General features: G+C 56.4%; 20 protein-coding genes. 15 read left to right on the forward strand and 5 right to left on the reverse strand.

Annotated elements, in window-relative coordinates; translation table 11 throughout:
* Nucleotides 1-11: 11 nt before the first annotated feature.
* From asd to rsgA, 3 genes are read right to left on the reverse strand one after another with little or no spacing between them, the layout of a single operon-like run.
* A complete protein-coding gene (gene asd / locus ACT3UM_RS07555) occupies nt 12-845 on the reverse strand; it encodes an archaetidylserine decarboxylase (protein WP_498897551.1) in 834 nt (277 codons plus the stop codon).
* A 10-nt stretch (nt 846-855) separates the two neighbouring features.
* Nucleotides 856-1698, reverse strand: coding sequence for a sulfurtransferase (locus ACT3UM_RS07560; protein WP_144814693.1), 843 nt, complete (start codon nt 1696-1698; stop codon nt 856-858).
* Nucleotides 1699-1716: 18 nt separating this feature from the next.
* A complete protein-coding gene (rsgA, locus tag ACT3UM_RS07565; protein ID WP_035578253.1) occupies nt 1717-2736 on the reverse strand; it encodes a small ribosomal subunit biogenesis GTPase RsgA in 1020 nt (339 codons plus the stop codon).
* Nucleotides 2737-2872: 136 nt separating this feature from the next.
* Here rsgA and orn point away from each other — a divergent pair, with 136 nt between their 5' ends.
* On the forward strand, nt 2873-3466 hold the full coding sequence (orn, locus tag ACT3UM_RS07570; RefSeq protein ID WP_035578256.1) for an oligoribonuclease: 594 nt from the start codon (nt 2873-2875) through the stop codon (nt 3464-3466).
* Nucleotides 3467-3482: 16 nt separating this feature from the next.
* On the opposite strand, the gene queG is transcribed toward orn, so the two are convergent.
* Nucleotides 3483-4574: a tRNA epoxyqueuosine(34) reductase QueG gene (gene queG / locus ACT3UM_RS07575; protein ID WP_498897555.1), complete on the reverse strand. Its 1092-nt coding sequence runs from the start codon at nt 4572-4574 to the stop codon at nt 3483-3485.
* A gap of 144 nt (nt 4575-4718) precedes the next feature.
* On the opposite strand from queG, the gene ACT3UM_RS07580 reads away from it, so the two are divergent.
* From ACT3UM_RS07580 to ACT3UM_RS07630, 11 genes are all read left to right on the forward strand, one after another.
* Nucleotides 4719-6191 carry an NAD(P)H-hydrate dehydratase gene (locus ACT3UM_RS07580; RefSeq protein WP_498897660.1) on the forward strand — a complete coding sequence of 491 codons (1473 nt, stop codon included), beginning with the start codon at nt 4719-4721 and terminating at the stop codon, nt 6189-6191.
* Nucleotides 6192-6202: 11 nt separating this feature from the next.
* Nucleotides 6203-6718, forward strand: coding sequence for a tRNA (adenosine(37)-N6)-threonylcarbamoyltransferase complex ATPase subunit type 1 TsaE (gene tsaE, locus ACT3UM_RS07585; protein WP_498897557.1), 516 nt, complete (start codon nt 6203-6205; stop codon nt 6716-6718).
* Complete coding sequence (locus tag ACT3UM_RS07590; RefSeq protein WP_498897559.1) at nt 6709-8172, forward strand: N-acetylmuramoyl-L-alanine amidase; 1464 nt, start codon at nt 6709-6711, stop codon at nt 8170-8172. Before tsaE ends, ACT3UM_RS07590 begins: the two co-directional genes overlap by 10 nt.
* 18 nt (nt 8173-8190) lie before the next feature.
* Nucleotides 8191-10098 (forward strand): DNA mismatch repair endonuclease MutL, encoded by a 1908-nt coding sequence (gene mutL / locus ACT3UM_RS07595; RefSeq protein ID WP_498897662.1) that lies wholly within the window; start codon nt 8191-8193, stop codon nt 10096-10098.
* A gap of 60 nt (nt 10099-10158) precedes the next feature.
* Nucleotides 10159-11097, forward strand: a complete 939-nt coding sequence (miaA, locus tag ACT3UM_RS07600) for a tRNA (adenosine(37)-N6)-dimethylallyltransferase MiaA (protein ID WP_498897561.1) — start codon at nt 10159-10161, stop codon at nt 11095-11097.
* Between the two features lie 191 nt (nt 11098-11288).
* Complete coding sequence (gene hfq / locus ACT3UM_RS07605) at nt 11289-11537, forward strand: RNA chaperone Hfq (RefSeq protein WP_007114649.1); 249 nt, start codon at nt 11289-11291, stop codon at nt 11535-11537.
* Between the two features lie 37 nt (nt 11538-11574).
* Nucleotides 11575-12885 carry a ribosome rescue GTPase HflX gene (gene hflX, locus ACT3UM_RS07610; RefSeq protein ID WP_498897562.1) on the forward strand — a complete coding sequence of 437 codons (1311 nt, stop codon included), beginning with the start codon at nt 11575-11577 and terminating at the stop codon, nt 12883-12885.
* A gap of 148 nt (nt 12886-13033) precedes the next feature.
* Nucleotides 13034-14311 (forward strand): FtsH protease activity modulator HflK, encoded by a 1278-nt coding sequence (gene hflK, locus ACT3UM_RS07615; protein WP_498897564.1) that lies wholly within the window; start codon nt 13034-13036, stop codon nt 14309-14311.
* Nucleotides 14312-15208 (forward strand): protease modulator HflC, encoded by an 897-nt coding sequence (gene hflC / locus ACT3UM_RS07620; protein WP_498897566.1) that lies wholly within the window; start codon nt 14312-14314, stop codon nt 15206-15208.
* A gap of 199 nt (nt 15209-15407) precedes the next feature.
* Nucleotides 15408-16604 (forward strand): ATP phosphoribosyltransferase regulatory subunit, encoded by a 1197-nt coding sequence (locus tag ACT3UM_RS07625; RefSeq protein ID WP_498897568.1) that lies wholly within the window; start codon nt 15408-15410, stop codon nt 16602-16604.
* The gene (locus ACT3UM_RS07630; RefSeq protein ID WP_088698541.1) at nt 16604-17899 is read left to right on the forward strand and encodes an adenylosuccinate synthase; all 1296 of its coding nucleotides are present in this window, start codon (nt 16604-16606) and stop codon (nt 17897-17899) included. Before ACT3UM_RS07625 ends, ACT3UM_RS07630 begins: the two co-directional genes overlap by 1 nt.
* 93 nt (nt 17900-17992) lie before the next feature.
* Here the strand turns inward: ACT3UM_RS07630 and cobO are convergent, their stop codons facing one another.
* Nucleotides 17993-18592 (reverse strand): cob(I)yrinic acid a,c-diamide adenosyltransferase, encoded by a 600-nt coding sequence (cobO, locus tag ACT3UM_RS07635; protein WP_498897570.1) that lies wholly within the window; start codon nt 18590-18592, stop codon nt 17993-17995.
* 248 nt (nt 18593-18840) lie between these two features.
* Between cobO and ACT3UM_RS07640 the strand changes: the two genes are divergently transcribed.
* The 3 genes from ACT3UM_RS07640 to yegS all read left to right on the forward strand — a co-directional run bounded on the left by ACT3UM_RS07640 (nt 18841) and on the right by yegS (nt 23025).
* Nucleotides 18841-19326 (forward strand): YajQ family cyclic di-GMP-binding protein, encoded by a 486-nt coding sequence (locus ACT3UM_RS07640; RefSeq protein WP_498897572.1) that lies wholly within the window; start codon nt 18841-18843, stop codon nt 19324-19326.
* A 67-nt stretch (nt 19327-19393) separates the two neighbouring features.
* Nucleotides 19394-22024, forward strand: a complete 2631-nt coding sequence (pepN, locus tag ACT3UM_RS07645; protein ID WP_498897574.1) for an aminopeptidase N — start codon at nt 19394-19396, stop codon at nt 22022-22024.
* A gap of 44 nt (nt 22025-22068) precedes the next feature.
* Nucleotides 22069-23025, forward strand: coding sequence for a lipid kinase YegS (gene yegS / locus ACT3UM_RS07650; protein ID WP_498897576.1), 957 nt, complete (start codon nt 22069-22071; stop codon nt 23023-23025).
* The last annotated feature ends 44 nt before the right edge of the window (nt 23026-23069 follow it).

Below are 23069 nucleotides of genomic sequence, written 5' to 3' on the forward strand. Positions count from 1 at the left end.
GCCAGCGTCTCCTATCCCTCTCCCAGTGTCTGGCCCATTTGCACCATGGTGGCGGGGGAAAGCGCTGCGAAATTGACTTGGTTGGCAAAGCACATGACCACCGTGGAGCCGAGCTTGAAGCGGCCCATCTCGGCGCCTTTTTCTAGCGTAATGGGCTGCCCAAACTGCATGCGCTGGGGATGACCCGAAAGCGGCGTTACTTGCCCCGACCAGACGGTTTCAATGGCGGCGACGATCATGGCACCGACCAATACCATCGCCATGGGGCCTTGCTCGGTATCAAAGATACAGACTAATCGTTCATTGCGGGCAAACAGGCCGGGCACGTAGTTGGCGGTGGCTTGGTTGACCGAGAACAATCGCCCAGGGACGTAGATCATTTCTCGCAGGGTGCCGGTTACCGGCATATGCACCCGGTGGTAGTCCCGTGGCGATAGGTAAACCGTGGCAAAGCTGCCACCCAGAAACTCTTCTGCCAGAGCGGTATCGCCGCCGAGCAGGGTTTGGGCGGAGTAGGTGTGGCCTTTTGCCTGTACCAGTTGCCCAGCCTGTAGCAGCCCGTATTGGGAGAGCGTGCCATCGGCGGGGCTCAGGATGCCATCGCCCAGTGGGCGCGCATCGGCTTTTAGGGCGCGGGTGAAAAAGTCGTTAAACGTGGCGTAGGCGGTGGGGTCGGGCTCCAGCGCCTGGCTCATATCCACATTAAAGCGTTTGATAAAGGCGTTAATCAGGGTGTTTTTCACCCACGGGTTATTGCACTGGGCGAACTTGCCAGTCAGGCGCGAGAGCGCGTGGTGGGGCAGCGGATATTGGAGTAGCGAAAAGGCTTTTTGGGAAAGAGTCACAATAATATTTTCACTTCTCAATCGGTGTGTCGTCGCGGTTGCCCCATTCACCCCAGGAGCCCGCGTAGCCGCGCATATTGAAGCCCAGGGCTTTACCTACCAGCCAGGTAAAGCTGCTGCGGTGGTGGCTCTGGCAGTGGGTGGCAATTTCCATGTCGGGCGTTAGGCCGAGTGCGCCTAGCTCGGTGATAAGCTCGGCGTAATCGCGGATGCGCAGCGCGCGGTGGCGATCCATGGCCTGCAGCCAGTCCATGTTGACCGCGCCGGGAATGTGGCCCAAGTGCTTATTGTTACCGCGTACGCCATCGTACTCATCTTTAGAGCGTGCATCCCATACCGCGAACTGCTTATCGCTGAGCTTCTCTTTGATCTCTTCACAAGTGATCAGGGCATCGGGGTTGAGGATCTCAGCATGGTAATCGCTGGGTGTCGGGGCTGTCGGTTCGATGCTCTCGTCGAATCCTGCATCGCGCCAAGCGTGAATACCACCGTTTAAGTAGGAGTAGCGGGTGTGGCCGATCAGGTCTAGCGTCCACAATAGCCGTGCCGCCCAGCCGCCGCCTTCGTCATCGTAAGCCACTACATGGGTATCGCGTGTCAGGCCTAAGGCGCTAAATAGTCTTGATAGCGCATCCACATCGGGAACGTCGCTGGGTACCGGTCCTTCGCCGCGCATCAAGTAGCGGAAGTCGAGGAATATAGCGCCGGGTACATGGCCCTGGCGATAGCTGTCGCCGTTGACCGGCACATCGATAATCAGCAGCTGTGAATCACCCAAATGCTCCTGCAGCTGTTCGGGTTCAACGATCAGCGGCAGCAGGTTGGCTTCCGACGATTGGCTTGCGGTGCTCATGACTAACTCCTGTAAATCCTAGCTATCCAAACTATCGAGAATTCGCCGATAGCTGGTAAAGCGTGCTGGATGAATCTTGCCTGCCTCAACCGCTGCAAGTAAAGCGCAGCCGGGCTCATTGCGGTGGCGGCAGTCGCGAAAACGGCAGTGGCCAATATAGTCGTGAAACTCAATAAAGCCGTCGGTGACTTCCTGCTCATTAAGGTGCACCAGGCCAAACTCGCGAATACCCGGTGAGTCGATCAGGTCGCCGTCGGCCACCTCGGCGCGACTCATGGTGTAGAGGCGTGCCGTGGTGGTGGTGTGGGTACCTTTACGGGAATCTTCCGAAAGCGCGCCAATGCGCAGGGTTTCGTCGGGTAGCAAAAGGTCAATCAGCGATGACTTGCCGACGCCGCTCTGGCCAACAAACACCGAGGTACGCCCTTCAAGTTGGCTGCGCAGCTCGTCTAGCCCCGTTTCTGTGGCGGTGGTGGTGCGGACGACGGGATAGCCCAACTCGCGATAGCGCTCCAGCAGTTTACCCAGCTCACCGCCATCTTCCGGCAGCAAATCGGTTTTATTGAGCACCAGCACCGGCGCAATGCCGGTGGCTTCGGCAGCCACCAGATAGCGATCAATAAGGTTGGCGTGGGGCGCGGGTTCCACTGCGAACACAATCAACAGCTGATCAATATTGGCAGCTACCGGTTTGAGCAGGCCGCGGGCGTCAGGGCGCTTGAGCACGCTGTCTCGCTCCTCTCGAGCGACGACCACGCCGGAGCCTTCTTGCCCGGCGCGCCAAATCACCCGGTCACCGGTGACCAGGCCGTCCAAATTGGCGCGCAAGTGGCAGCGCACCGGTTCATTGTCGCTGTTGCGCACCTCTAGAGTGCGCCCAAAGTGAGCAACGACACGGCCCGGCTGTTCGGCGCCGTATTCGCCCGCGGCGAGTTTTTCAGCGTCCTGCACATCGCGCTTTTCTGCACGCTGGGCCCGTTCCGCCTGGACTTTCTCGACTCGCCACTGCTGCTGGCGACTTAATTTACGTTTGCTCATGACCACCTGATGATCGTTACAATGGCGGTCATTGTACCTACCAACTAGCCAAGCTGTCCTGTATAGCTGCTTGATGGGCTTATTTAAGGCACACTTGGATGATATTAATGGCCATTTGGGCAAAGGAAGAACGGTAATGAGCAACGAAAAGACGGATTCAGCGGTGCCACGGGATGATCTGCTGGTGTGGATTGATCTAGAGATGACCGGTCTGGATCCTAATATAGAGCGCATCATTGAAGTGGCCACACTGATTACTGATGCGGATTTAAACGTGGTCGCGGAAGGGCCGGTGATTGCGGTGAAACAGCCGGACAGCTTGCTGGCGCAGATGGATGACTGGAATCAGAAAACCCACGGCGAGTCGGGCTTAGTTGCCCGTGTTAAAGCCAGCCAAGTGGAAACAGCAGAAGCCGAGCAGCAAACCCTGGCATTTTTACAGCAGTACGCGGTGGCAGGCTCGTCGCCGATGTGCGGTAACAGTATCCACCAGGATCGGCGTTTTCTGGAGCGTGAGATGCCTGCGCTGCTTAACTTTTTCCACTACCGCAATCTCGATGTGTCGACACTTAAAGAGGTCGCCAAACGCTGGAACCCCGGCGCGCTGGCCGGCTTTAGTAAGCAAAATGTGCACTTGGCCATGGACGATATTAAAGAGTCGATTGCCGAGCTCGCTCATTATCGCAATACGTTTTTGCGCGTTGATCAGCGCAGCGACGAAGAAGAATAGCTAAGAAGAGTAGCCTTTAAGACGCGTCAGTGGCAATGCGCTCACTGCGTTTAAGGCGCTGCTCCTCAAGCGCCCAGGCGACGTGTTCGCGTACCAGGGCACTTGGGTAGGCTCTACGGGCCCATAGCGCGGCTTCAACAGCCCCGCTCCAGGGTGCATTGCCCAGGCCAACGGCGATATTGCGCAGCCAGCGCTGGTAGCCAATGCGCCGGATGGGGCTGCCGGCGGTTTTATCCAGAAACTCCGCTTCACCCCAGCAAAACAGGCTGATAAGCGTTGCGCGGTCTAGATCGTGGCGCGGTGCAAAGTCATCTTCCTGGGTCATATGGGTAAAGCGAGTGAACGGGCACACAAGCTGGCAGTCGTCGCAGCCGTAAATACGATTACCCATGGCGCGACGGTACTCAACCGGAATAGCGCCGTGCAGTTCAATGGTGAGGTAGGAAATGCACTTGCGTGAGTCGACCACTTTGTCGTCAACGATGGCGCCGGTGGGGCAGGCCGTTCGGCAGGCACTACAGCTGCCGCAGTGTTCATGCTCAAAGGGTGCATCAATGGGTAGCGGGAGGTCGGTATAGAGTTCGCCCAGAAAGAATAGCGAGCCCGCCTTGGGGTTGAGTAGCATGGCGTTTTTGCCGAACCAACCGAGCCCGGCTTTTTGCGCTAGGGCACGCTCCATGACCGGCGCGGAGTCGACAAAGGCGCGATAACCGAAGTCGCCGACTTCCTGCTCAATTTTTTTTGCTAATAGGGCTAACCGTTTGCGTATTAGCTTGTGATAATCACGCCCTAAAGCGTAGCGCGAAACATAGGCGCGGCTGGGCTGGCCAAGCACCTTGGTGCTCTCCACTTCGGCGGGCAGGTAATCCATGCGCACGCTGATAATGCGCTGAGTGCCGGGTTCAAGTTCTGCAGGACGGGTACGCTTGGTGCCATGCTTGGCCATAAAGCCCATTTCGCCGTGATGGCCGTTTTCCAGCCACGTGTCTAGGTGGGCTTCATGAGCGGACAGTTCAGTATCGGTAATACCTACCTGCTGGAAGCCCAGCTCGCGTCCCCAGGTTTTAATCAGGTCGGCAAGATCGGTAAGAGTGTTTTCTGAAAGCATGAGCGCCGTTTTGTCGCGAAAAATGAAAAGCCAAAGGAATTGGAAGTTGATACTCAACGGCTAGACGTTAGCCGCGCTATGCTAACGCATTGGCAGCCATCAAAACATGTGAAAGGAGCGATCGTGTCGATCCCGAATACTTCCATGCTACGCCCATTATATAAAGCCGCCCAGGTGCAGGAGCTCGATCGCCGCACCATTGCCGGTGGTATCGATGGATTTGCGTTGATGCAACGCGCCGCCTCGAGTGCTTGGCACAGCTTCCGCTCGCGCTGGCCCCAAGCGCGTGGCATCACCGTGATGTGTGGCAGCGGGAACAACGGCGGCGATGGTCATGTGCTGGCTGCGCTGGCCATGCAGTCTGGCCTTAAAGTGCAGCGGGTAACCCTTAAACCCCTTGAGGAACTAAGCGGCGACGCGGCACGTGCAGCAGCGCTGGCGACATCCGCAGGCGTAGGCTGCGAAGAGTGGAGCGCCGGGATAGTGCTTACTGGCGAAATAATTGTCGATGCACTGCTAGGTACCGGTTTGACCGGTGAGGTAGAAGGGCGCTTCAAGCGTGCTATTGAAATGATTAACGCCGCAGATCAGCCGGTACTGGCGATTGATATCCCTTCCGGGTTAGTGGCTGATACTGGCGCCGTGCTGGGTATCGCCGTTAAAGCCGCCTGCACGGTGACGTTTATTGGCGATAAGGTGGGTTTGCACACAGGGGATGCACCTGCCTATACCGGCGAAATAGACTTTCGCCCCCTAGGCGTCAAGGCGCAGGCCTATTTTGATATTCCGCCCACGGCTTGGCGGCTGGATGATTCGTTACTGCCAGAGGCCTTTGCGCCCCGCCTACGTACCCACCATAAAGGGGATATGGGCCACGTACTGGTGATGGGCGGGGCGCCTGGATTTGGCGGGGCGGCGCTACTTGCCTGCCAGGCCGCCGCGCGGTTGGGGGCGGGTAAAGTGAGTTTGGCAACGGCGCCTGAACATATTACCGCCAGCTTGGTGCGCTGCCCGGAAGTGATGGCCCATGGCGTTCGCGGTGGCGCTGAAGCCGCTGAGTTGCCCAACAACGTTGACGTTGTGGTGGTCGGGCCAGGGCTGGGTCAGGCTGCTTGGGGGCAGGCGATGCTACAGAGTGCGCTGCAGTCAGACGCACCCTTGGTGGTCGATGCCGATGGCTTGAATCTTTTGGCGCGTCAGTGGCCGGATGTTCGCCGCGATAACTGGGTATTGACGCCGCACCCCGGTGAAGCCGCGCGACTGCTGGGCTGTGAAGTGGCCGATATTCAGGCGGATCGGCCTGCCGCCGCCCTGGCACTGCAACGTGCCCGGGGGGGCGTGGTGATTCTAAAAGGTGCAGGCAGTTTAATTGCTGGCCCTAGTGGCTTGGTGGTGTGCCCTTACGGTAACCCAGGCATGGCCAGCGGGGGTATGGGCGATGTGCTCAGCGGCATGCTGGGGGCACTTATGGCGCAGCGTGGTGACGTGGAGTTTAGCGCTTGGCTGGGTACCATGGTGCACGCGCTAGCGGCAGATCGCGCAGCCGAGGAAGAAGGCGAGCGTGGCCTGCTGGCCAGCGATCTGGCATCCTATGCGCGAAAATTGATTAATCCGTGAAGGCAGCCCACATGCAGGTGCGATTAGACAGTGAAGAGGCCCAGGTAGCTTTTGGCGAAGCATTAGGGCAAGTGTTGCAAGGACGCGGACGGGTGTATCTAGAGGGTGAACTGGGTGCCGGTAAAACGACACTAACACGTGGCATTCTGCGCGCTTACGGGCATCAAGGGGCGGTTAAAAGTCCTACCTATACGCTGGTGGAGCCTTACGAACTGGGCTCCCAGCGGATCTATCATCTAGATTTGTACCGTTTGTCTGATCCAGAAGAGCTAGAGTTTATCGGTGGTCGTGACGTGCTGGCCGACGATGCGATTTGCATTATTGAGTGGCCCAGCCGCGGTGAAGGATGGCTGCCAGTGCCGGATCTTCGTCTGGTGCTGGAAGTGGCTGATCCAGGGCGTTTGGTCTCCTTGGCCGCGGGTAGTGAGCAAGGTGAATGCATATTGACCTCCTTGCAACGTCAGCTAAGTAACGCAAGTAAGCTAAGTTCCGACCAGTTGGAGAGTGGTGTGATTCAATGGAAATAAAGGGCATAGCGGCACGCGTATATCGTTTATTGGCCGCCAGTTTTTTTGCCCTAGCGGCGGTTAATGTTCAAGCGTCCAGCGTCGAAAGTATGCGTTTGTGGGCGGCGCCGGATCATGCCCGGCTGGTATTTGATCTCTCCGCTGCCACCAATGCCAACGTGTTTTCGCTGGAGAATCCTGCGCGTTTGGTGATTGATTTAGATGATACCCAAATGGGTACCGACCCAAGCACGCTGCCTTTGAATGACAGTGCGATTGAATCGGTACGCACTGGCGTACGGGAGGGCGGTGGCCTGCGGGTGGTGCTTGAACTTAACCGTGAGATTGAGCCGCGTCATTTCACCCTGACGCCCAATGATCAATACGGGCACCGCCTGGTAGTGGATCTCGAATATCCCGGTGAAAGCGCCGTTGAGAACCCGATCGACCCTATCGAGGCGATGATTCGGGATCAGGAAATTCAGGCCCAGCGGGCATCGGCGCAAAACCAGTTGCCGGGCACAGCAGAGCCACCCAGTGACTCAGTGCCGGTTGAGGTTCAGGAAGCCAAGCCGCATCCGCGTAGAGACATTATTATCGCCGTCGATGCCGGTCACGGTGGCGAAGACCCAGGGGCCATCGGCCCTTCAGGTACCCGTGAAAAAGACGTGGTGCTGGAAATTGCCCGTCGTTTGGCCTCGGAGGTCAATGACACGCCGGGCTTCAAGGCGGTGCTAACGCGCGACGGCGACTACTATATAGGGTTGCGCCAGCGTACCGCATTGGCGCGGGAGCAGAAGGCGGACTTCTTCGTCTCCATTCATGCCGATGCCTTTACTAGCCCACGCCCTCAAGGCAGTTCGGTGTATGCGCTCTCCCAGCGCGGCGCTACCTCGGAAACCGCCCAGTGGCTGGCGGATAGCGAGAACCGCTCCGACTTGATTGGCGGCGTTGATGGCAACCTCTCTTTGCGCGATAAAGATCAGGTGCTGCGCGGGGTATTGTTGGACTTAACCATGACCGCTACCTTAAACGATTCGCTGTCTATCGGCGGGCAGGTGTTGGAACAATTAGGGCGGATAAATCGGCTACATAAGTCCCGCGTCGAACAGGCTGGGTTTATGGTGCTTAAATCTCCTGATATCCCCTCGCTATTGATTGAGGTGGGGTTTATCTCGAACCCCGACGAAGAGCGTCGCTTGCGCGACCCTGTGCACCAGTCGGGGCTTTCTCAGGCGATTTTCAGTGGTTTGCGCGAACACTTCGAGCGCTTCCCTCCGCCGGCCAGTCTGCTTGCCTGGCAGCGTGATAACCAACGCCAGCCGTCGGGTAATGAGTACCGTATTCAGTCGGGAGATACCCTGTCGGCGATTGCCGTGCGCCACGGCGTACCGGTGAATCAGTTGAAGCAGGCCAATGACCTGAATGGTGACGTGATTCGCGTTGGCCAAGTGTTACAGATTCCCCGTTCATGAGGTGTCGTGTTGACTGATGTGACCGCTACTGCACCGCGTATTCATGTGCTCGACCCGCGGCTGGCTAACCAGATAGCCGCCGGTGAGGTGGTTGAGCGCCCCTCATCGGTAACCAAAGAGCTGATTGAAAACGCTATCGATGCCGGTAGCCAGCGCATCGAGGTGGAAATTGAGCAGGGTGGCGCGCGGCTGATTAAGGTGCGCGATGATGGTATCGGCATTGGCGAACAGGACTTGCCGCTGGCCTTGGCCCGCCATGCCACCAGCAAGATTGGCAGCCTGGAAGATTTAGAGGGCGTTAGTTCGTTAGGCTTTCGTGGCGAAGCGCTAGCGTCGATTAGCTCCGTTTCCCGGCTGGAGCTGATCTCCAATGCCGAAGACGACCCCCGCCATGGCTGGAGGGTAGTCGCAGAAGGGCGGGGCATGGATGCACGGGTGACCCCCGCGCCACATCCCCGAGGCACTAGCGTTGGCGTGCGCGATCTGTTTTTTAATACCCCCGCTCGGCGTAAGTTCCTGCGTACTGAAAAGACCGAGTTTGCCCACGTGGAAGAAGCGTTTCGTCGCCAGGCGCTATCGCGTTACGACATCACCTGGGTGTTGCGCCATAACCAAAAAGTCATACACCAACTGCCTGCCGGTCACTCAGCGTCGGCCCGGGAGCGGCGGATTGCCTCGCTACTAGGCAAAAATTTTATCGAGCACGCCCGCTATATCGAGCGCGAAGCGGGCGGTATACGACTAAGCGGCTGGGTGGGCCTGCCCACCCACTCGCGCTCCCAGGCAGACCAGCAGTACTTTTTTGTTAACGGGCGGGTGGTGCGTGACCGTTTGGTTGCCCACGCGGTGCGCCAGGCCTATCGTGATGTGCTGTTTAACGGCCGTCATCCGGTGTTTGTGCTCTATCTGGAGCTTGATCCAGACGTTGTGGACGTCAACGTCCATCCCACCAAGCACGAAGTGCGTTTTCGTGATGGTCGTATGGTTCACGACTTTCTCTATTCGAGCCTTCATCACTCCCTGGCGTCAGCTAAACCCGCCGAGAGCACAGAGGAGGTTGGTGATGCCGAGGTGGCTGATACGTCAGGCGCATCGCCACAGGGCGAAGCTTCAGAAGTGGGCGACGAACAGCCCCGCTGGCAGCAGCAGGGAATTGCGCTAACCCACTCGCCGGATCGCCACCCTGGTGCTGAGCGCGTGCGCCGCTTTATGCAGGGTTATCAGGCGCTGCACCCCAATCACGAAGAAACGCTGTTAACGCCTCAGCCGAGCGCTCCCCAGCGAGGTGGTGAGGTGCGTGAAGCGCCCCTGGCAATGCCCGATAACGACCCCACTGCAGCGCCGCCACTGGGTTTTGCGCTGGGGCAGTTGCACGGCACCTATATCCTGGCCCAGAACGCCGAAGGGCTAGTGCTGGTGGATATGCATGCCGCCCACGAGCGCATTGTCTATGAGCGTATGAAAACACAGCTGGCCGCTGCTAAAGGGTTGGATGCGCAACCGTTGCTGGTGCCCGTCTCCATTGCCGCTAGCCGGGCAGAGGTGGCCACTGCTGAGAGCGAGCAACAGGCGATCTCCCAGCTGGGCATTGAGCTCGATATTGCCGGGCCAGAGACGCTGCTGGTGCGCCAATTGCCCGCCTTGCTTGCCCAGGCTGACCCTGAGGCGCTGGTGCGTCAGATGCTGGAAGAACTGGCACGCTATGGGCGTACCCATCAAGTCGAGGCTAGGGTGCATGAACTACTCTCTACTATGGCCTGTCATGGCAGCGTGCGTGCCAACCGTCGGCTTACTATCGACGAGATGAACGCGCTACTGCGGGATATGGAGCGCACCGAGCGCAGCGACCAGTGTAATCATGGTCGTCCCACCTGGACGCAGATGGGGCTCAAAGCGCTTGATCGGCTGTTCTTGCGAGGCCAATAGATGCCTGAACAACAGCTGCGCGATCAGTAATCACCTTTTTCTTAGCTAACGGAACCGCGCATGGCTGATACCCGCCCCTGGGCGATTTTTTTGATGGGCCCAACGGCCGCCGGGAAAACCGATACCGCGATAGCGCTCCACGAACGGCTGGGACATGAGCTGATCAGCGTTGACTCGGCCATGGTGTACCGCGGTATGGATATTGGCAGTGCCAAACCCAGCGCGGCGGAGCTTGCCCGTGCGCCTCACCATTTGATCGATATTCGTGACCCCGCGGAGCCCTATTCGGCCGCCGATTTTCGTGTAGATGCGTTTTCGCTTATGCGACAAATCAGCGCGGCAGGCAGGGTGCCACTCTTGGTCGGCGGTACCATGCTCTACTACAAACGGCTGGTCGAAGGGGTGGCAAATCTGCCGTCTGCAGATCCGGCTATTCGCCAACGGCTTGAAGCCCAGTGGCAGGCTGAGGGGCTAATCTCACTGCATAAGCAGCTCGCCGAAGTGGATGCGGTATCCGCTCAGCGCATTCATCCCAATGACCCACAGCGCTTAATGCGCGCCCTGGAAGTGTACTACGCCAGTGGGCGGCCGATGAGTGAACTCTGGGCGGAGCAACAGCCTGAAACCTTTCCCTGGCGTGTGTTGTCGATAGCATTGGCACCTAATGATCGGGCGCTTTTGCATCAACGCATTGCCCAGCGTTTCGAAGTAATGTTGGGTGAGGGCTTGATAAATGAAGTCGCCGCCCTCAGAAAGCGTAATGACTTACATTTAGGCCTGCCGGCGATGAAGAGTGTTGGTTATCGCCAAGTGTGGGAGTACCTGGAAGGGGAGTATGACTATGCCTCTCTCATTGAGCGAGGCGTGATCGCCACTCGTCAGCTAGCCAAGCGTCAATTAACCTGGTTAAGAAGCTGGTCAGAGCTTCATTGGGTAGATTCACAGCGTTCAGACGCGCTGGATCAGGTGCTGAAACTCGTGCGTGACAGCGGTGCTTAGCGTAAGATAGCCGCTAAGATAGTAACTTAGTAAGTGTGTTTTCGATTGGCTGAGTGATTAGGCCTGTCGCGAACCTCAAAGCTCTTCGGGCATTCACTCGGCCTTTCGGGCAGTAATAAATAGTGCGGCGTAGCACCAGTAGGGCACGCCATTTGATAATTAACCCCAACGACAGTTTTAGGGAGAGCAACATGTCCAAAGGGCAGTCCCTTCAAGACCCGTACTTGAACATTCTGCGCAAGGAGCGCATTCCGGTCTCTATCTTTTTGGTCAACGGCATTAAGCTGCAGGGCCAGATCGAATCGTTTGACCAGTTTGTTATCCTGTTGCGTAACACCGTCAGTCAGATGGTTTATAAACACGCTATTTCTACGGTTGTTCCATCTCGCAACGTACGCCTGCCTGCGCAAGATCCGGCAGAGCAAGATGCGGAGATTTAACACCGCTGAAGCAGCAAGAGAGTCCACGAGGTATTGATTGTTTTTCGAACGCCCAGACGCCGGTGAAACGGCAGTTCTTGTTCATGTCGATTTTCATGATGAACAAAAACGTGAAGACCCGGGTGAGTTTTTAGAGCTCGTACGCTCTGCGGGTGCAGAGCCTGCGACTCTACTCACTGCTAGCCGCCACCGACCTGACTCGCGCACCTTTATTGGGTCAGGTAAGTTGGAAGAGCTGCGGGCATTGCTCGCGGCTCACGAGGCTGAGCTGGTTATCTTCAACCATAGCTTAAGTCCCTCTCAAGAGCGTAATGTTGAGCAAGAGCTCAAATGCCGAGTGCTTGACCGTACCGGTCTGATTCTCGATATCTTTGCGCAACGGGCACGAACCCATGAAGGTAAGCTGCAGGTAGAGCTTGCTCAGCTTGAATATATGTCGACTCGCCTGGTTCGCGGATGGACACACCTTGAACGCCAAAAAGGCGGGATTGGCCTGCGCGGCCCAGGTGAGACGCAGCTTGAAACTGACCGTCGCCTGCTGCGCGGGCGAATTAAATCGATTCATAAGCGCCTCGATAAAGTACGCAGTCAGCGTGACCAGAATCGTCGCGCGCGTGCGCGTGCGGAAATTCATAGCGTATCGCTGGTGGGGTACACCAACGCTGGAAAATCGACACTGTTTAATGCCTTGACCAACGCCGAGGTGTATGCCGCCGACCAGCTGTTTGCGACACTTGACCCGACGCTGCGACGGCTTGAAATTGAAGACGTTGGCCCCGTCGTGATGGCCGATACCGTAGGCTTTATTCGCCATTTGCCACACAAGTTAGTTGAGGCATTTCAAGCCACGCTCCAAGAAGCATCGGAAGCGTCGCTGTTGGTACACGTCATTGATGCCGCAGACCCTGACCGCGAGTTAAACGTGGAGCAGGTCGAGTTAGTGCTCAAAGAGATCGGCGCGGATGATGTGCCGGTACTCAAGGTCATGAACAAAATTGATAAGCTCGATAGTGCCCCGCGCATAGAGCGTGATGGCCATGGCGTACCCGAGGTGGTTTGGCTCTCGGCCCAGCAGGGGCAGGGCCTTGAACTACTCCATGAAGCGTTAACCGAGCGCCTGGCCAACGATGTCATTGGCTTTTCGCTGACACTCACTCCTGAGCAAGGTAAGCTGCGCGCTGGCCTTCATGAGCTGAATGCTGTTCGCGAAGAGGCTTTTGACGAGCAGGGGCAGTCGGTGCTGGATGTGCGTTTGCCGCGGCGCGATTTCAACCAGCTAATGGCTCAGCTAGGCGAGCGTGCCAATACCTATTTACCTGCAGCATTGCAGGAAACTGAAGATTGGTAGCCTCACCGTTTAATGTCTAGTACGCTGTCAGTATCTGCTTTTGTATAAAAACGGTACAAGATTTACATAGCAATAATATCAAAACGCCAGCGCTTCGTTGATTTACGAAGCCAGATGCGCGAGCGAATACCCTTAGTGGAGAAGAAGTATGGCCTGGAATGAGCCTGGTGGTGGCAACCAGCACGACCCTTGGAGTAGCGGCGGCCGACGCGGTGGAAATGATGGTGATGGAAACCGTGGCAATAACAATGGCAACGGCGGCGGCAATAACGGTAATAAAGGGGGCAACAACCAAGGGCCTCCTGACCTGGATGAAGCGCTGAAAAAGTTTCAGGACAAGCTTAACAGTATGTTGGGTGGCGGTAAAAAAGGCGGTGGCAAGAAAACCGGCGGTGGTGGTAGTGATAAAAACCGCAACCCTTTTGCGCTGCCAGGCTTGCTGATTATCGTTGCGCTGGCTATCTGGGCGGCGATGGGCTTCTATTTGGTGGACCAATCTGAGCGAGGTGTTGTACTCCGCTTTGGTGAGTACCAGGGCATTGTCGACCCCGGTCTCCAGTGGAATCCGCCCTTAATTGACGATGTGCGTATGGTCAACGTGACGCGTGTGCGCTCGCTGTCACAGACACAGTCAATGCTGACGCGTGACGAAAATATCGTCGAAGTGGAAATATCTGCCCAGTACCAAGTGGCTAACCCACGCGATTTCGTGCTTAACGTACGTGATCCTGCTATCTCGATTGAGAATGCGCTGGATTCGGCGCTACGTCACGTCGTCGGCGGTACTGATATGATCGATATCCTAACCTCGGGTCGTGAGATTTTGGGTAGCTCGGTCGCTAGTCGTCTACAGTCCTATCTCGACAACTACGGTGCCGGTATTCGCCTGCAAACTATCAACATCGAGTCCACTTCGGCGCCCGCGCCAGTGATTGACGCCTTCGATGACGTTATCCGGGCCCGTGAAGATCGTCAGCGTACGATCAACCAGGGTATTGCTTACGCCAACGCGATTATTCCTGAGGCGCAAGGTCAGGCGCAGCGTATTGTTGAGCAAGGCCAGGGTTACCGTGAATCGGTAGTCGCTGAAGCGCAGGGTCAAGCCAACCGCTTTAACTCGCTGCTTTCCGAGTACACTAACGCGCCGGAGATCATGCGTGAGCGCATGTACCTAGACACAATGGAAGAAGTGTTCGGCAAAACACCGAAGGTGTTGCTGGACGTGAGCGAAAACGCGCCGTTGATGTATCTGCCGCTAGATCAGCTTAGAGGTGGCAGCAGTAATCGCAGCAACGCTTCCAGCGGAAGTGCCGATAGCGATGAACAGCTAGACCCGAGTGTGCTTGAGCGGTTACGCAACACCCAGGGCAGTTCCAGCTCTTCATCGAATACCAATAGTAGCTCCATCCGCAGGGAGGGCCGGTAAATGATTAATAATCGATCCCTGCTGATTGTTGGTGGTCTGGCTGCCGTGGCGTGGCTGGCAAGCAACACTCTGTACGTGGTAGACGAAACCGAGCGCGCCGTTAAGCTGCGCTTTGGTGAAGTCATCGAAGAGAATATTCAGCCTGGCTTGCACACCAAAGTGCCGATCGCGCAAACGATCCGTAAGTTTGATACGCGCTTGTTGACGCTGGACACCGATACCAGCCGCTATCTGACCCTCGAGCAGAAAGCGGTGATCGTCGACTCCTACGTTAAGTGGCAGGTGGTGAATCCCACGCGTTACTACGAGGCGACGGCGGGTGATGAGTTGATGGCTATTCGCCTGATTCAGCCGCGAGTGGATGAAAGCCTGCGTAATGAGTTTGGTCGTTTAAACCTTCAGGAAATTATTGCCGAACGTCGTGATGATCTGATGACGGGTCCCACCGAAGAACTCGACGCGCTTATGCGCGATGAGCTCGGGGTGGCCATTCGTGATATCCGTATTAAGCGTATCGACTTGCCGGAAGACGTGTCGGCCGCGGTATTTGAACGGATGCGTTCTGAGCGTGAGCGTGAAGCCCGCGAATGGCGTGCCCAGGGTCAGGAAGAGGCCGAGCGTATTCGCGCCAACGCGGATCGTCGGCGTCAGGTGCTGCTTGCTCAGGCCAATGAGCGCTCAGAGACACTGCGCGGTGAAGGTGATGCCCAGGCCGCTGCGATCTTCTCTGAAGCGTATGGCCAGGATCAGGAGTTCTTCTCCTTCTGGCGTAGCCTGAATGCCTATAGCGAAAGCTTCGCCGACGATGGCAACCTGATGGTGCTGGAACCGAGTAGCGATTTCTTCCGCTACTTGCGCAGCGCTGACCCGGAAAACGATGCAGACAACGGCGAGTAAACCGCCGTTGGCCGGTGATCCTCGTCTTGGTTTGTTGATAGCCAAGCGGGGTTCACCCGGCCCATAAACGTGGTAGAATTTATTAACCGGGCGTCGCCCGGTTTTTTTGTGGCCCTCGTTTAACGCTAATGTCGCCCATGACCATGCTACGTTACTGATTGAATTTGTTGGGCCTTCATCGTCTTGCAGGATTGTTTACATGACCATTGCTGACCGCTGGCTGCTGCCCGACGGCATGGATGAGGTGCTTCCGCCTCAGGCAAGCCGTATGGAAGAGCTGCGCCGCGCGCTGCTCGATCTTTACCACTGCTGGGGTTATGACCAGGTCATGCCGCCACCGGTGGAGTTTCTGGACTCCCTGTTAACCGGCACCGGTACGGATCTGGATCTTCAGACCTTCAAGCTGACCGACCAGTTAACGGGTCGCATGATGGGCGCCTCGGCTGACGTTACGCCGCAAGTCGCACGTATGGATGCCCACTCGCTAAAGCGTCAGGGGCCGGTACGGCTGTGCTATTGCACCAACGTATTGCGCGCTAAGGCGGATCAGCATCAAGGTGGCCGTAGCCCGGTGCAAGTGGGCGCTGAGCTGTTTGGTCATGCCGGGCTTGAGGCGGATAGTGAAATTATTCACTTGGCGCTGGCTAGCATGAAAGCCGCGGGCGCTGAGGAAATTCATCTGGCGCTGGGGCATATCGGTATTTACCGCAGTCTTGTAGAGGCCGCAGCGCTCAACGACGAACAAGAGCGTGCGTTATTTGAGGCGCTAGCGCTAAAGTCACCGAGTCAACTGGCGCAACTTGTTGGCGCCAGTGTCAGCGACCCGGCACTGGCGGATATGCTGCTGGCGCTGGGTGAACTGCACGGTGGCGCAGATATTCTACGCCAGGCGCGGGAGCGGTTTGCCGGCGCACCCGCTTCAGTCTCGGCGGCACTGGATCAGTTGGATGCCCTTTATCAAGGGGTGCTGGCACGCTTTGATGTATCGCTCTACTTTGACCTGGCGGAGCTGCGCGGCTATCAGTACCACACGGGAATGATGTTTGCCGCCTACGTGCCAGGCTACGGCCATGCGCTGGCGAAAGGCGGGCGCTATGATGATACGGGGCGGGCCTTTGGGCGTGCGCGTCCGGCCACCGGTTTCTCGATGGACCTGAAACAGCTGGCATCGCTGGCGTTGGCAGCCCCAAGTCGTGGGGCAATTTGGGCGCCCGCGACTCAGGATGAGTCGCTTAACGCTGCCATTGTCGCGCTGCGTGAGCAGGGTGAACGCGTGATTCAAGCGCTGCCAGGGCAGCGTACTGGGCCGGCGGAGCATGAGTGTGACCGCCGTCTTGAGCTTATCGATGGTCGTTGGCAGCCAACGGCCCTGACACAAGAGACGAGTGCATCATAATGGGTAAGAATGTCGTAGTGCTGGGCACCCAATGGGGTGACGAGGGCAAGGGTAAAATCGTTGACCTGCTCACCGAATCAGCATCCGCCGTGGTGCGTTTTCAAGGTGGTCATAATGCCGGTCATACGCTGGTCATCGACGGTGAAAAGACTGTTCTCCACCTGATACCTTCCGGCGTTTTGCGTCCAGGCAAAACCTGCGTGATTGGTAATGGTGTGGTGCTTTCACCTGAAGCACTGATCAAAGAGATCCGTGAACTGGAAGCCAAAGGCGTTCCTGTGCGTGAGCGTCTGCGCCTGTCGCCGGCCTGCCCGCTGATCCTGCCTTACCATGTGCGTCTGGATCAGGCCCGTGAGAAAGCCCGTGGCATTGCCAAAATAGGCACCACAGGCCGGGGTATTGGTCCCGCCTACGAAGACAAAGTCGCCCGCCGCGGCCTGCGCCTGGGCGATATGCTGCATCGTGAACGTTTCGCTTCCAAGTTGGGCGAAGTGCTCGACTACCACAACTTCGTGTTGGTGAATTACCACGGCGAACCGGCGGTCGATTTCCAGGAAGTGCTGGATACCGCGATGCAGATGGCCGAAGAGCTGCGCCCCATGGTATGCGATACCGTCAGTATGGTGCACGACCTGCGTAAGGCGGGTGAGAACATCCTGTTTGAGGGTGCCCAGGGCTCGCTGCTGGATATCGACCACGGTACTTACCCGTACGTGACCAGCTCGAATACCACCGCAGGCGGCACAGCGACAGGCTCTGGCGTCGGCCCGCTCTATTTGGACTACGTGCTGGGTATCACCAAGGCGTATACAACACGCGTGGGTTCAGGTCCGTTCCCCACTGAGCTATTTGATGTCGATGGGCGCCACCTTGCTGAGCGTGGCCATGAGTTTGGCGCTACCACCGGCCGTGCCCGCCGCTGTGGCTGGTTTGACGCCGTGGCGCTGCGTCACGCGGTGCAGATTAACTCGGTCTCCGGCATCTGCCTGACCAAGCTGGACGTGCTGGATGGCCTGGAAAATATCCGTGTCTGCGTTGGCTATCGCAGTAAAGATGGCGACGTGCTGGAAACACCGGTGGATTCGGAAGGCTACGAAGCTGTCGAGCCGCTTTACGAAGACCTGCCAGGCTGGAAAGAGTCGACCCTAGGCGCCAAAAAGGTAGAGGATCTACCCGCCAATGCCCGCGCTTATATCAGCTATCTCGAACAGCAGGTAGGTACCAGCATCGATATTATCTCCACCGGTCCTGACCGCATGGAAACTATCGTGCTGCGTAACCCCTTCGATAGTTAAGAGTGTTTCGCACGCTGGTCACTGTTTGCGATCAGATAAGCAGATGAACAAAAGGGGCAACTTGGTTGCCCCTTTTGTATTGATGGTGGGTATTTAAAAATCGATCCCGCGGCGTGCCTTAAGGCCATTGTTGAAGGCGTGGCGAACTTCCTGCATCTCGGTCACCGTATCGGCCATGGCGACGAGTTCGCGGTGAGCGTTGCGGCCGGTAATGATCACTGTCTGCTCAACAGGGCGATTCTCCAATGCCTGTTTAACGGTTTCTATCTCTAGATAGCCAAATTTGAGCATATAGGTGATTTCGTCGAGTACTACCAGATAGGTCTCTGGATCGGCCAGCATGTGCTCAGCCTCTTTCCACACCGCCTGGCAGGCGTCAGTATCCGCTTGGCGATTTTGTGTATCCCAGGTAAATCCAGTGGCCATTATCGCCACCTCTAGATTGGCATCTTCTTCCAATCGATTGCGTTCGCCGCACTCCCATAGGCCCTTAATAAACTGCACCACGCCCACTTTGTAGCCGTAGCCCAAGGCGCGTGTAACCGTGCCCCAGGCAGCCGTTGTTTTGCCTTTTCCATTACCGGTGTTAATAATGATTAGGCCGCGCTGCTCGTTGGCACTGGCGACTTTCTCCTCTACGCGCGATTTGAGCTTCTCCATAGAGGCTTTGTGGCGGGTGTCGCGGTCACTCATGATATCTCCTGGTAAAAGCATCAAGCTAAAAAATAACCAAAATTCATAATCCGTTAGCCTAAGCCATCCGCCGAGGGTTGAACATCTTTATGGTCGTACTTGGAGATAATTTTTGTATAGATATTTGCTATGTCTTGTGAACATTTGTCTTAGTAATTCATTCTGAAAACCAACAAAAAACAACAGAATTGGCCCCTAGGGGGCTGGCTGCTCTAGAATAGGAGCCATCTCTTATCAGGAATTACATCATGCCCTCATTTGATATTGTCTCAGAGTTCGATAAACACGAAGGCGCTAACGCCGTTGATCAAGCCAACCGAGAAGTGCAGTCGCGGTTTGATTTTAAAGGTGTTGATGCCAGCTTCACCCTTGAAGGCGACAAAGTGCAGCTCGAGGCGGAAGTTGATTTCCAGCTTAAGCAAATGCTCGATGTGCTGCGCGCACGTCTCATCGCCCGGGGCATCGATGCCCGCTGTATGGATGTGCAAGACCCGCTACTCTCCGGCGTGAAAGCGCGCCAGGAAGTCGCTCTCAAGGAGGGGCTCGACGCGGCGGAAGCCAAAGATGTGGCCAAGCGCATTAAAGCCAGCAAGCTGAAAGTACAGGCGCAAATTCAGGGTGAGAAGGTGCGTGTGACGGGCAAAAAGCGCGACGATTTACAAGCGGTTATGGCGCTGCTGCGCGGCGAAGAGGGGCCGGATCTGCCACTCCAGTTTGATAATTTCCGCGACTAGGCGATGGTGTTCAGCTGTCGAACATTTTTAATTATGTAACATTCGTTTTATACAGGAGTCACGCACTATGTCTGATCCGCAGCCGGTTTATTTAAGCGACTACCAGCCGCCCGCCTACCGGGTAACTCATACCGAGCTGACGTTTGATCTTGACCCCGCCGCGACCCGTGTGAAAGCGCGACTGTTGATGGAGCGACATCCAGAGGCTGACGTTAATGCCCCGCTGGTATTAAATGGCGAGCACTTAAAGCTGATCTCCCTGGCGATTGATGAAGCGCCGCTAGAAGCCTCGGCATATGCACTCGATGATGAAAGCCTGCGCATTGCTCAGGTGCCCGAGCGATTTGCATTGGAAAGCGAGGTGGAGATCGCCCCGCAGGAGAACACAGCGTTAGAGGGGCTGTACCAATCTAATGGCATGTACTGCACCCAGTGCGAAGCTGAAGGCTTTCGCCGGATTACTTTTTATCCCGACCGTCCGGACGTTATGGCGACCTTTAAGGTCACCGTGATCGGTGATCAGCAGCGCGAGCCGATTTTGCTGGCCAACGGTAACCCAATAGAGCGCGGCGAGCTATCAGGCGGTCGCCATTTTGTTACCTGGGAAGACCCGCACCCCAAGCCCTGTTATCTGTTTGCCCTCGTGGCAGGCAATCTACATAGCGTAGAAGATCACTTCACCACCATGAGCGGGCGCGACGTGACGCTGCAGATTTGGGTGGAAAAAGATAACCTGGATAAAACCGAGCATGCCATGGCCTCGTTGAAACGAGCCATGGCGTGGGATGAACAGGCGTATGGCCGCGAGTACGACCTGGATCTATTTATGATCGTGGCCGTCAACGATTTCAATATGGGGGCGATGGAGAACAAGGGCCTCAATATCTTTAACTCTGCGGCGGTACTGACCCATCCACAGACGGCCACTGACGCTGCTTTTCAGAGCGTCGAAGGTATCGTTGCCCATGAATATTTTCACAACTGGTCGGGCAATCGTGTCACCTGTCGCGACTGGTTCCAGCTCTCGCTGAAAGAGGGCTTTACGGTCTTTCGTGACCAGTGCTTTTCGGCGGATACCAATTCAGCACCGGTTAAACGCATCCAGGATGTGTCCTTTTTCCGGACTGCCCAGTTTGCCGAAGATGCCGGTCCCACGGCGCATCCGATTCGCCCCGATCATTATATTGAAATTACCAACTTCTATACCCTGACGATTTATGAGAAAGGGGCCGAAGTTGTCCGCATGCTGCGTAATTTGGTGGGAGAGGAGAATTTTCGTCGCGGCTCAGACCTCTACTTTGAACGCTTCGACGGTCAAGCGGTGACCATTGAAGACTTCGTCGGTTGTATGGCTGAAGCCTCCGGTGAAGATTTTAGCCAGTTTATGCGCTGGTACTCCCAGGCGGGAACCCCAGATATCGACGCCCATGGTGAGTACGATTACGTGCAGGGTGAATACCACTTAACGTTGCGTCAGCGCACGCCTTCCACACCAGGTCAGCCAGATAAGCTGCCGTTGCATATTCCAGTGCGCATGGGATTGGTGGGAACCAAATCCGGCCAGGATCTTACCCTGACGCTCAATGGCGAGAAAATAGGCAAAGATGCGGTCATTCACCTGCGTGATGACGAGCAGACGTTTGTGTTTACCGATGTTGCCGAAGCGCCGGTGCCCTCGTTGCTACGCGAATTCTCAGCGCCGGTGAAGATCCATTATCCATACTCACGGGAAGACCTTGCCTTCTTGTTGACCCACGACAGCGATGGTTTCAATCGCTGGGATGCGGGCCAACGCCTGGCACTACTGGCCTTGGATGACTTGATTGCCGCCCATCGCAATGGGGTTGAGAAGGTCATGGACAGCCGCGTTGTGGATGCCTTTAAAGCTCTGCTAAACGGGCCAATGAGCGATAAGGCGGTATTGGCAGAGATGTTGACGCTGCCCTCCGAGGCGTATATCGCCGAGCAACAGCCTATTGTGGACGTTGATGCCATTCACGCGGCACGGGAGTTTGTGCGTCAGTCGTTAGCCATGGCGCTGCGTGATGAGTTTCTCGCCATCTACGAAGCTAATATGTCAGACGAAGCGTACGCGCCGACGCCGGAGCAAATAGCTCAGCGCAGTCTGAAAAACGTGGCGCTGGCTTATCTGATGTCGATTGAAGATGAGCAGGGCCTGGCGCTGTGTGAAGCGCAGTTCGCCGCCGACCACAATATGACCGATGTGCGTCAAGCGCTCACCCTGCTGGTGCACAGTGATCGCGATGATTTGGCCTCGCCAGCACTCAAAACCTTCGGTGAGAAGTGGGCCCATGACCCGTTGGTGATGGATCAGTGGTTCACCGTCCAGGTGTCGCGCCCTCAGCCAGATGTGCTTGAGCGGGTGAAGTATCTGATGCAGCACCCCGCCTTCTCACTTAGAAATCCCAATCGAGTCCGTGCGCTAGTGGGGGCCTTTGCTCAGAACCGAGTCAATTTCCACCGTTTGGATGGCCAAGGCTACCAACTACTGGCTGACGTGGTCATTGAGCTGAATCGGCTCAATCCAGAGATTGCCGCGCGGCTTATCACGCCGCTAACCCGCTGGCAGCGCTTTGATGAAACCCGCCAAGCATTGATGCGGTCGGAGCTTGAACGGATTAAAGAGCAGCCACTCTCTTCAAATGTTTACGAGGTGGTCGAGAAGGCATTGGCATAAGGTATTGCTATTAAACGTGTATTCTAAGGAAAGGAATAACAATAGTGACAGACTCTCAGCAACACTATTTACTGATTATTAATGGTAAATCCGCTGGTAATCCGGCATTTCGTGAAGCAGTCGATGAACAACGTCAGGCAGGGATGCTGATTACCGTTCGCGCTACCTGGGAAGGGGGCGACGCTGCTGATATTGCTGAGCAATCTGACGCCATGGGGATTACCCATGTGATTGCCTGTGGCGGTGATGGCACGGTTAGCGAAGTCATGAATGGGCTGATGCGCCTGCCCCATGATCGACGCCCTGTATTGGGTATTGTGCCATTAGGCAGTGCCAATGATTTTGCGACTTCGGTCGGCCTGCCGCTGGAGCCAGGCGCCGCTTTGGCGGCGGTAAGGGAGTTGAGCGCCTATCCCATTGATGTTGTGCGCGTGACCGCAGGCGCCGGTGGTGACTTGGCCACTAGCTACTATATCAATATGACCACCGGTGGGTTTGGTGCTGAAGTCACCTCATCGACACCGAAAACCTTAAAGCGGTTGCTCGGGGGCGGGGCTTACTCCTTGATGGGGGCGCTAAAAGCGTGGCGCCATCGCAGCTATCGCGGCACGCTGCATTGGGACGAGAAAGAGGAGAGCGCCTCGTTATTGCTATTGGCGTTGGGCAATGGTCGTCAATCAGGCGGCGGCCAAGTGCTGGCGCCGCGTGCCAAGCTGGATGATGGTCGCCTGGATGTGCTGCTGGTTAAAGACTTTAGCTCGGTAATGGAACTGACTAAGCTCATCAGCGAGCTGCAAACCTTTCCCTACGACGGGCGGTTTGTGCGCTATTTCACCACGACCCAGCTGACGGTGACCACTCAGCCAAATGAGTCACCTTGGCCACTCACGTTAGATGGCGAGGCGCGCTACTATGATCAGTTCTGTGCGGAAGTAGTACCCCTTGCGTTGCGTGTATTACTGCCCGAGGAGTGCCCATTGCTCTCCTCCAGTCGCCCATAACAGGATAGGTTTAGATTTTTAACGTTACAAAGGAGAAGAATCAA

The organism is Halomonas sp. AOP13-D3-9 (genome assembly GCF_052379125.1).
Lineage (GTDB): Bacteria > Pseudomonadota > Gammaproteobacteria > Pseudomonadales > Halomonadaceae > Vreelandella.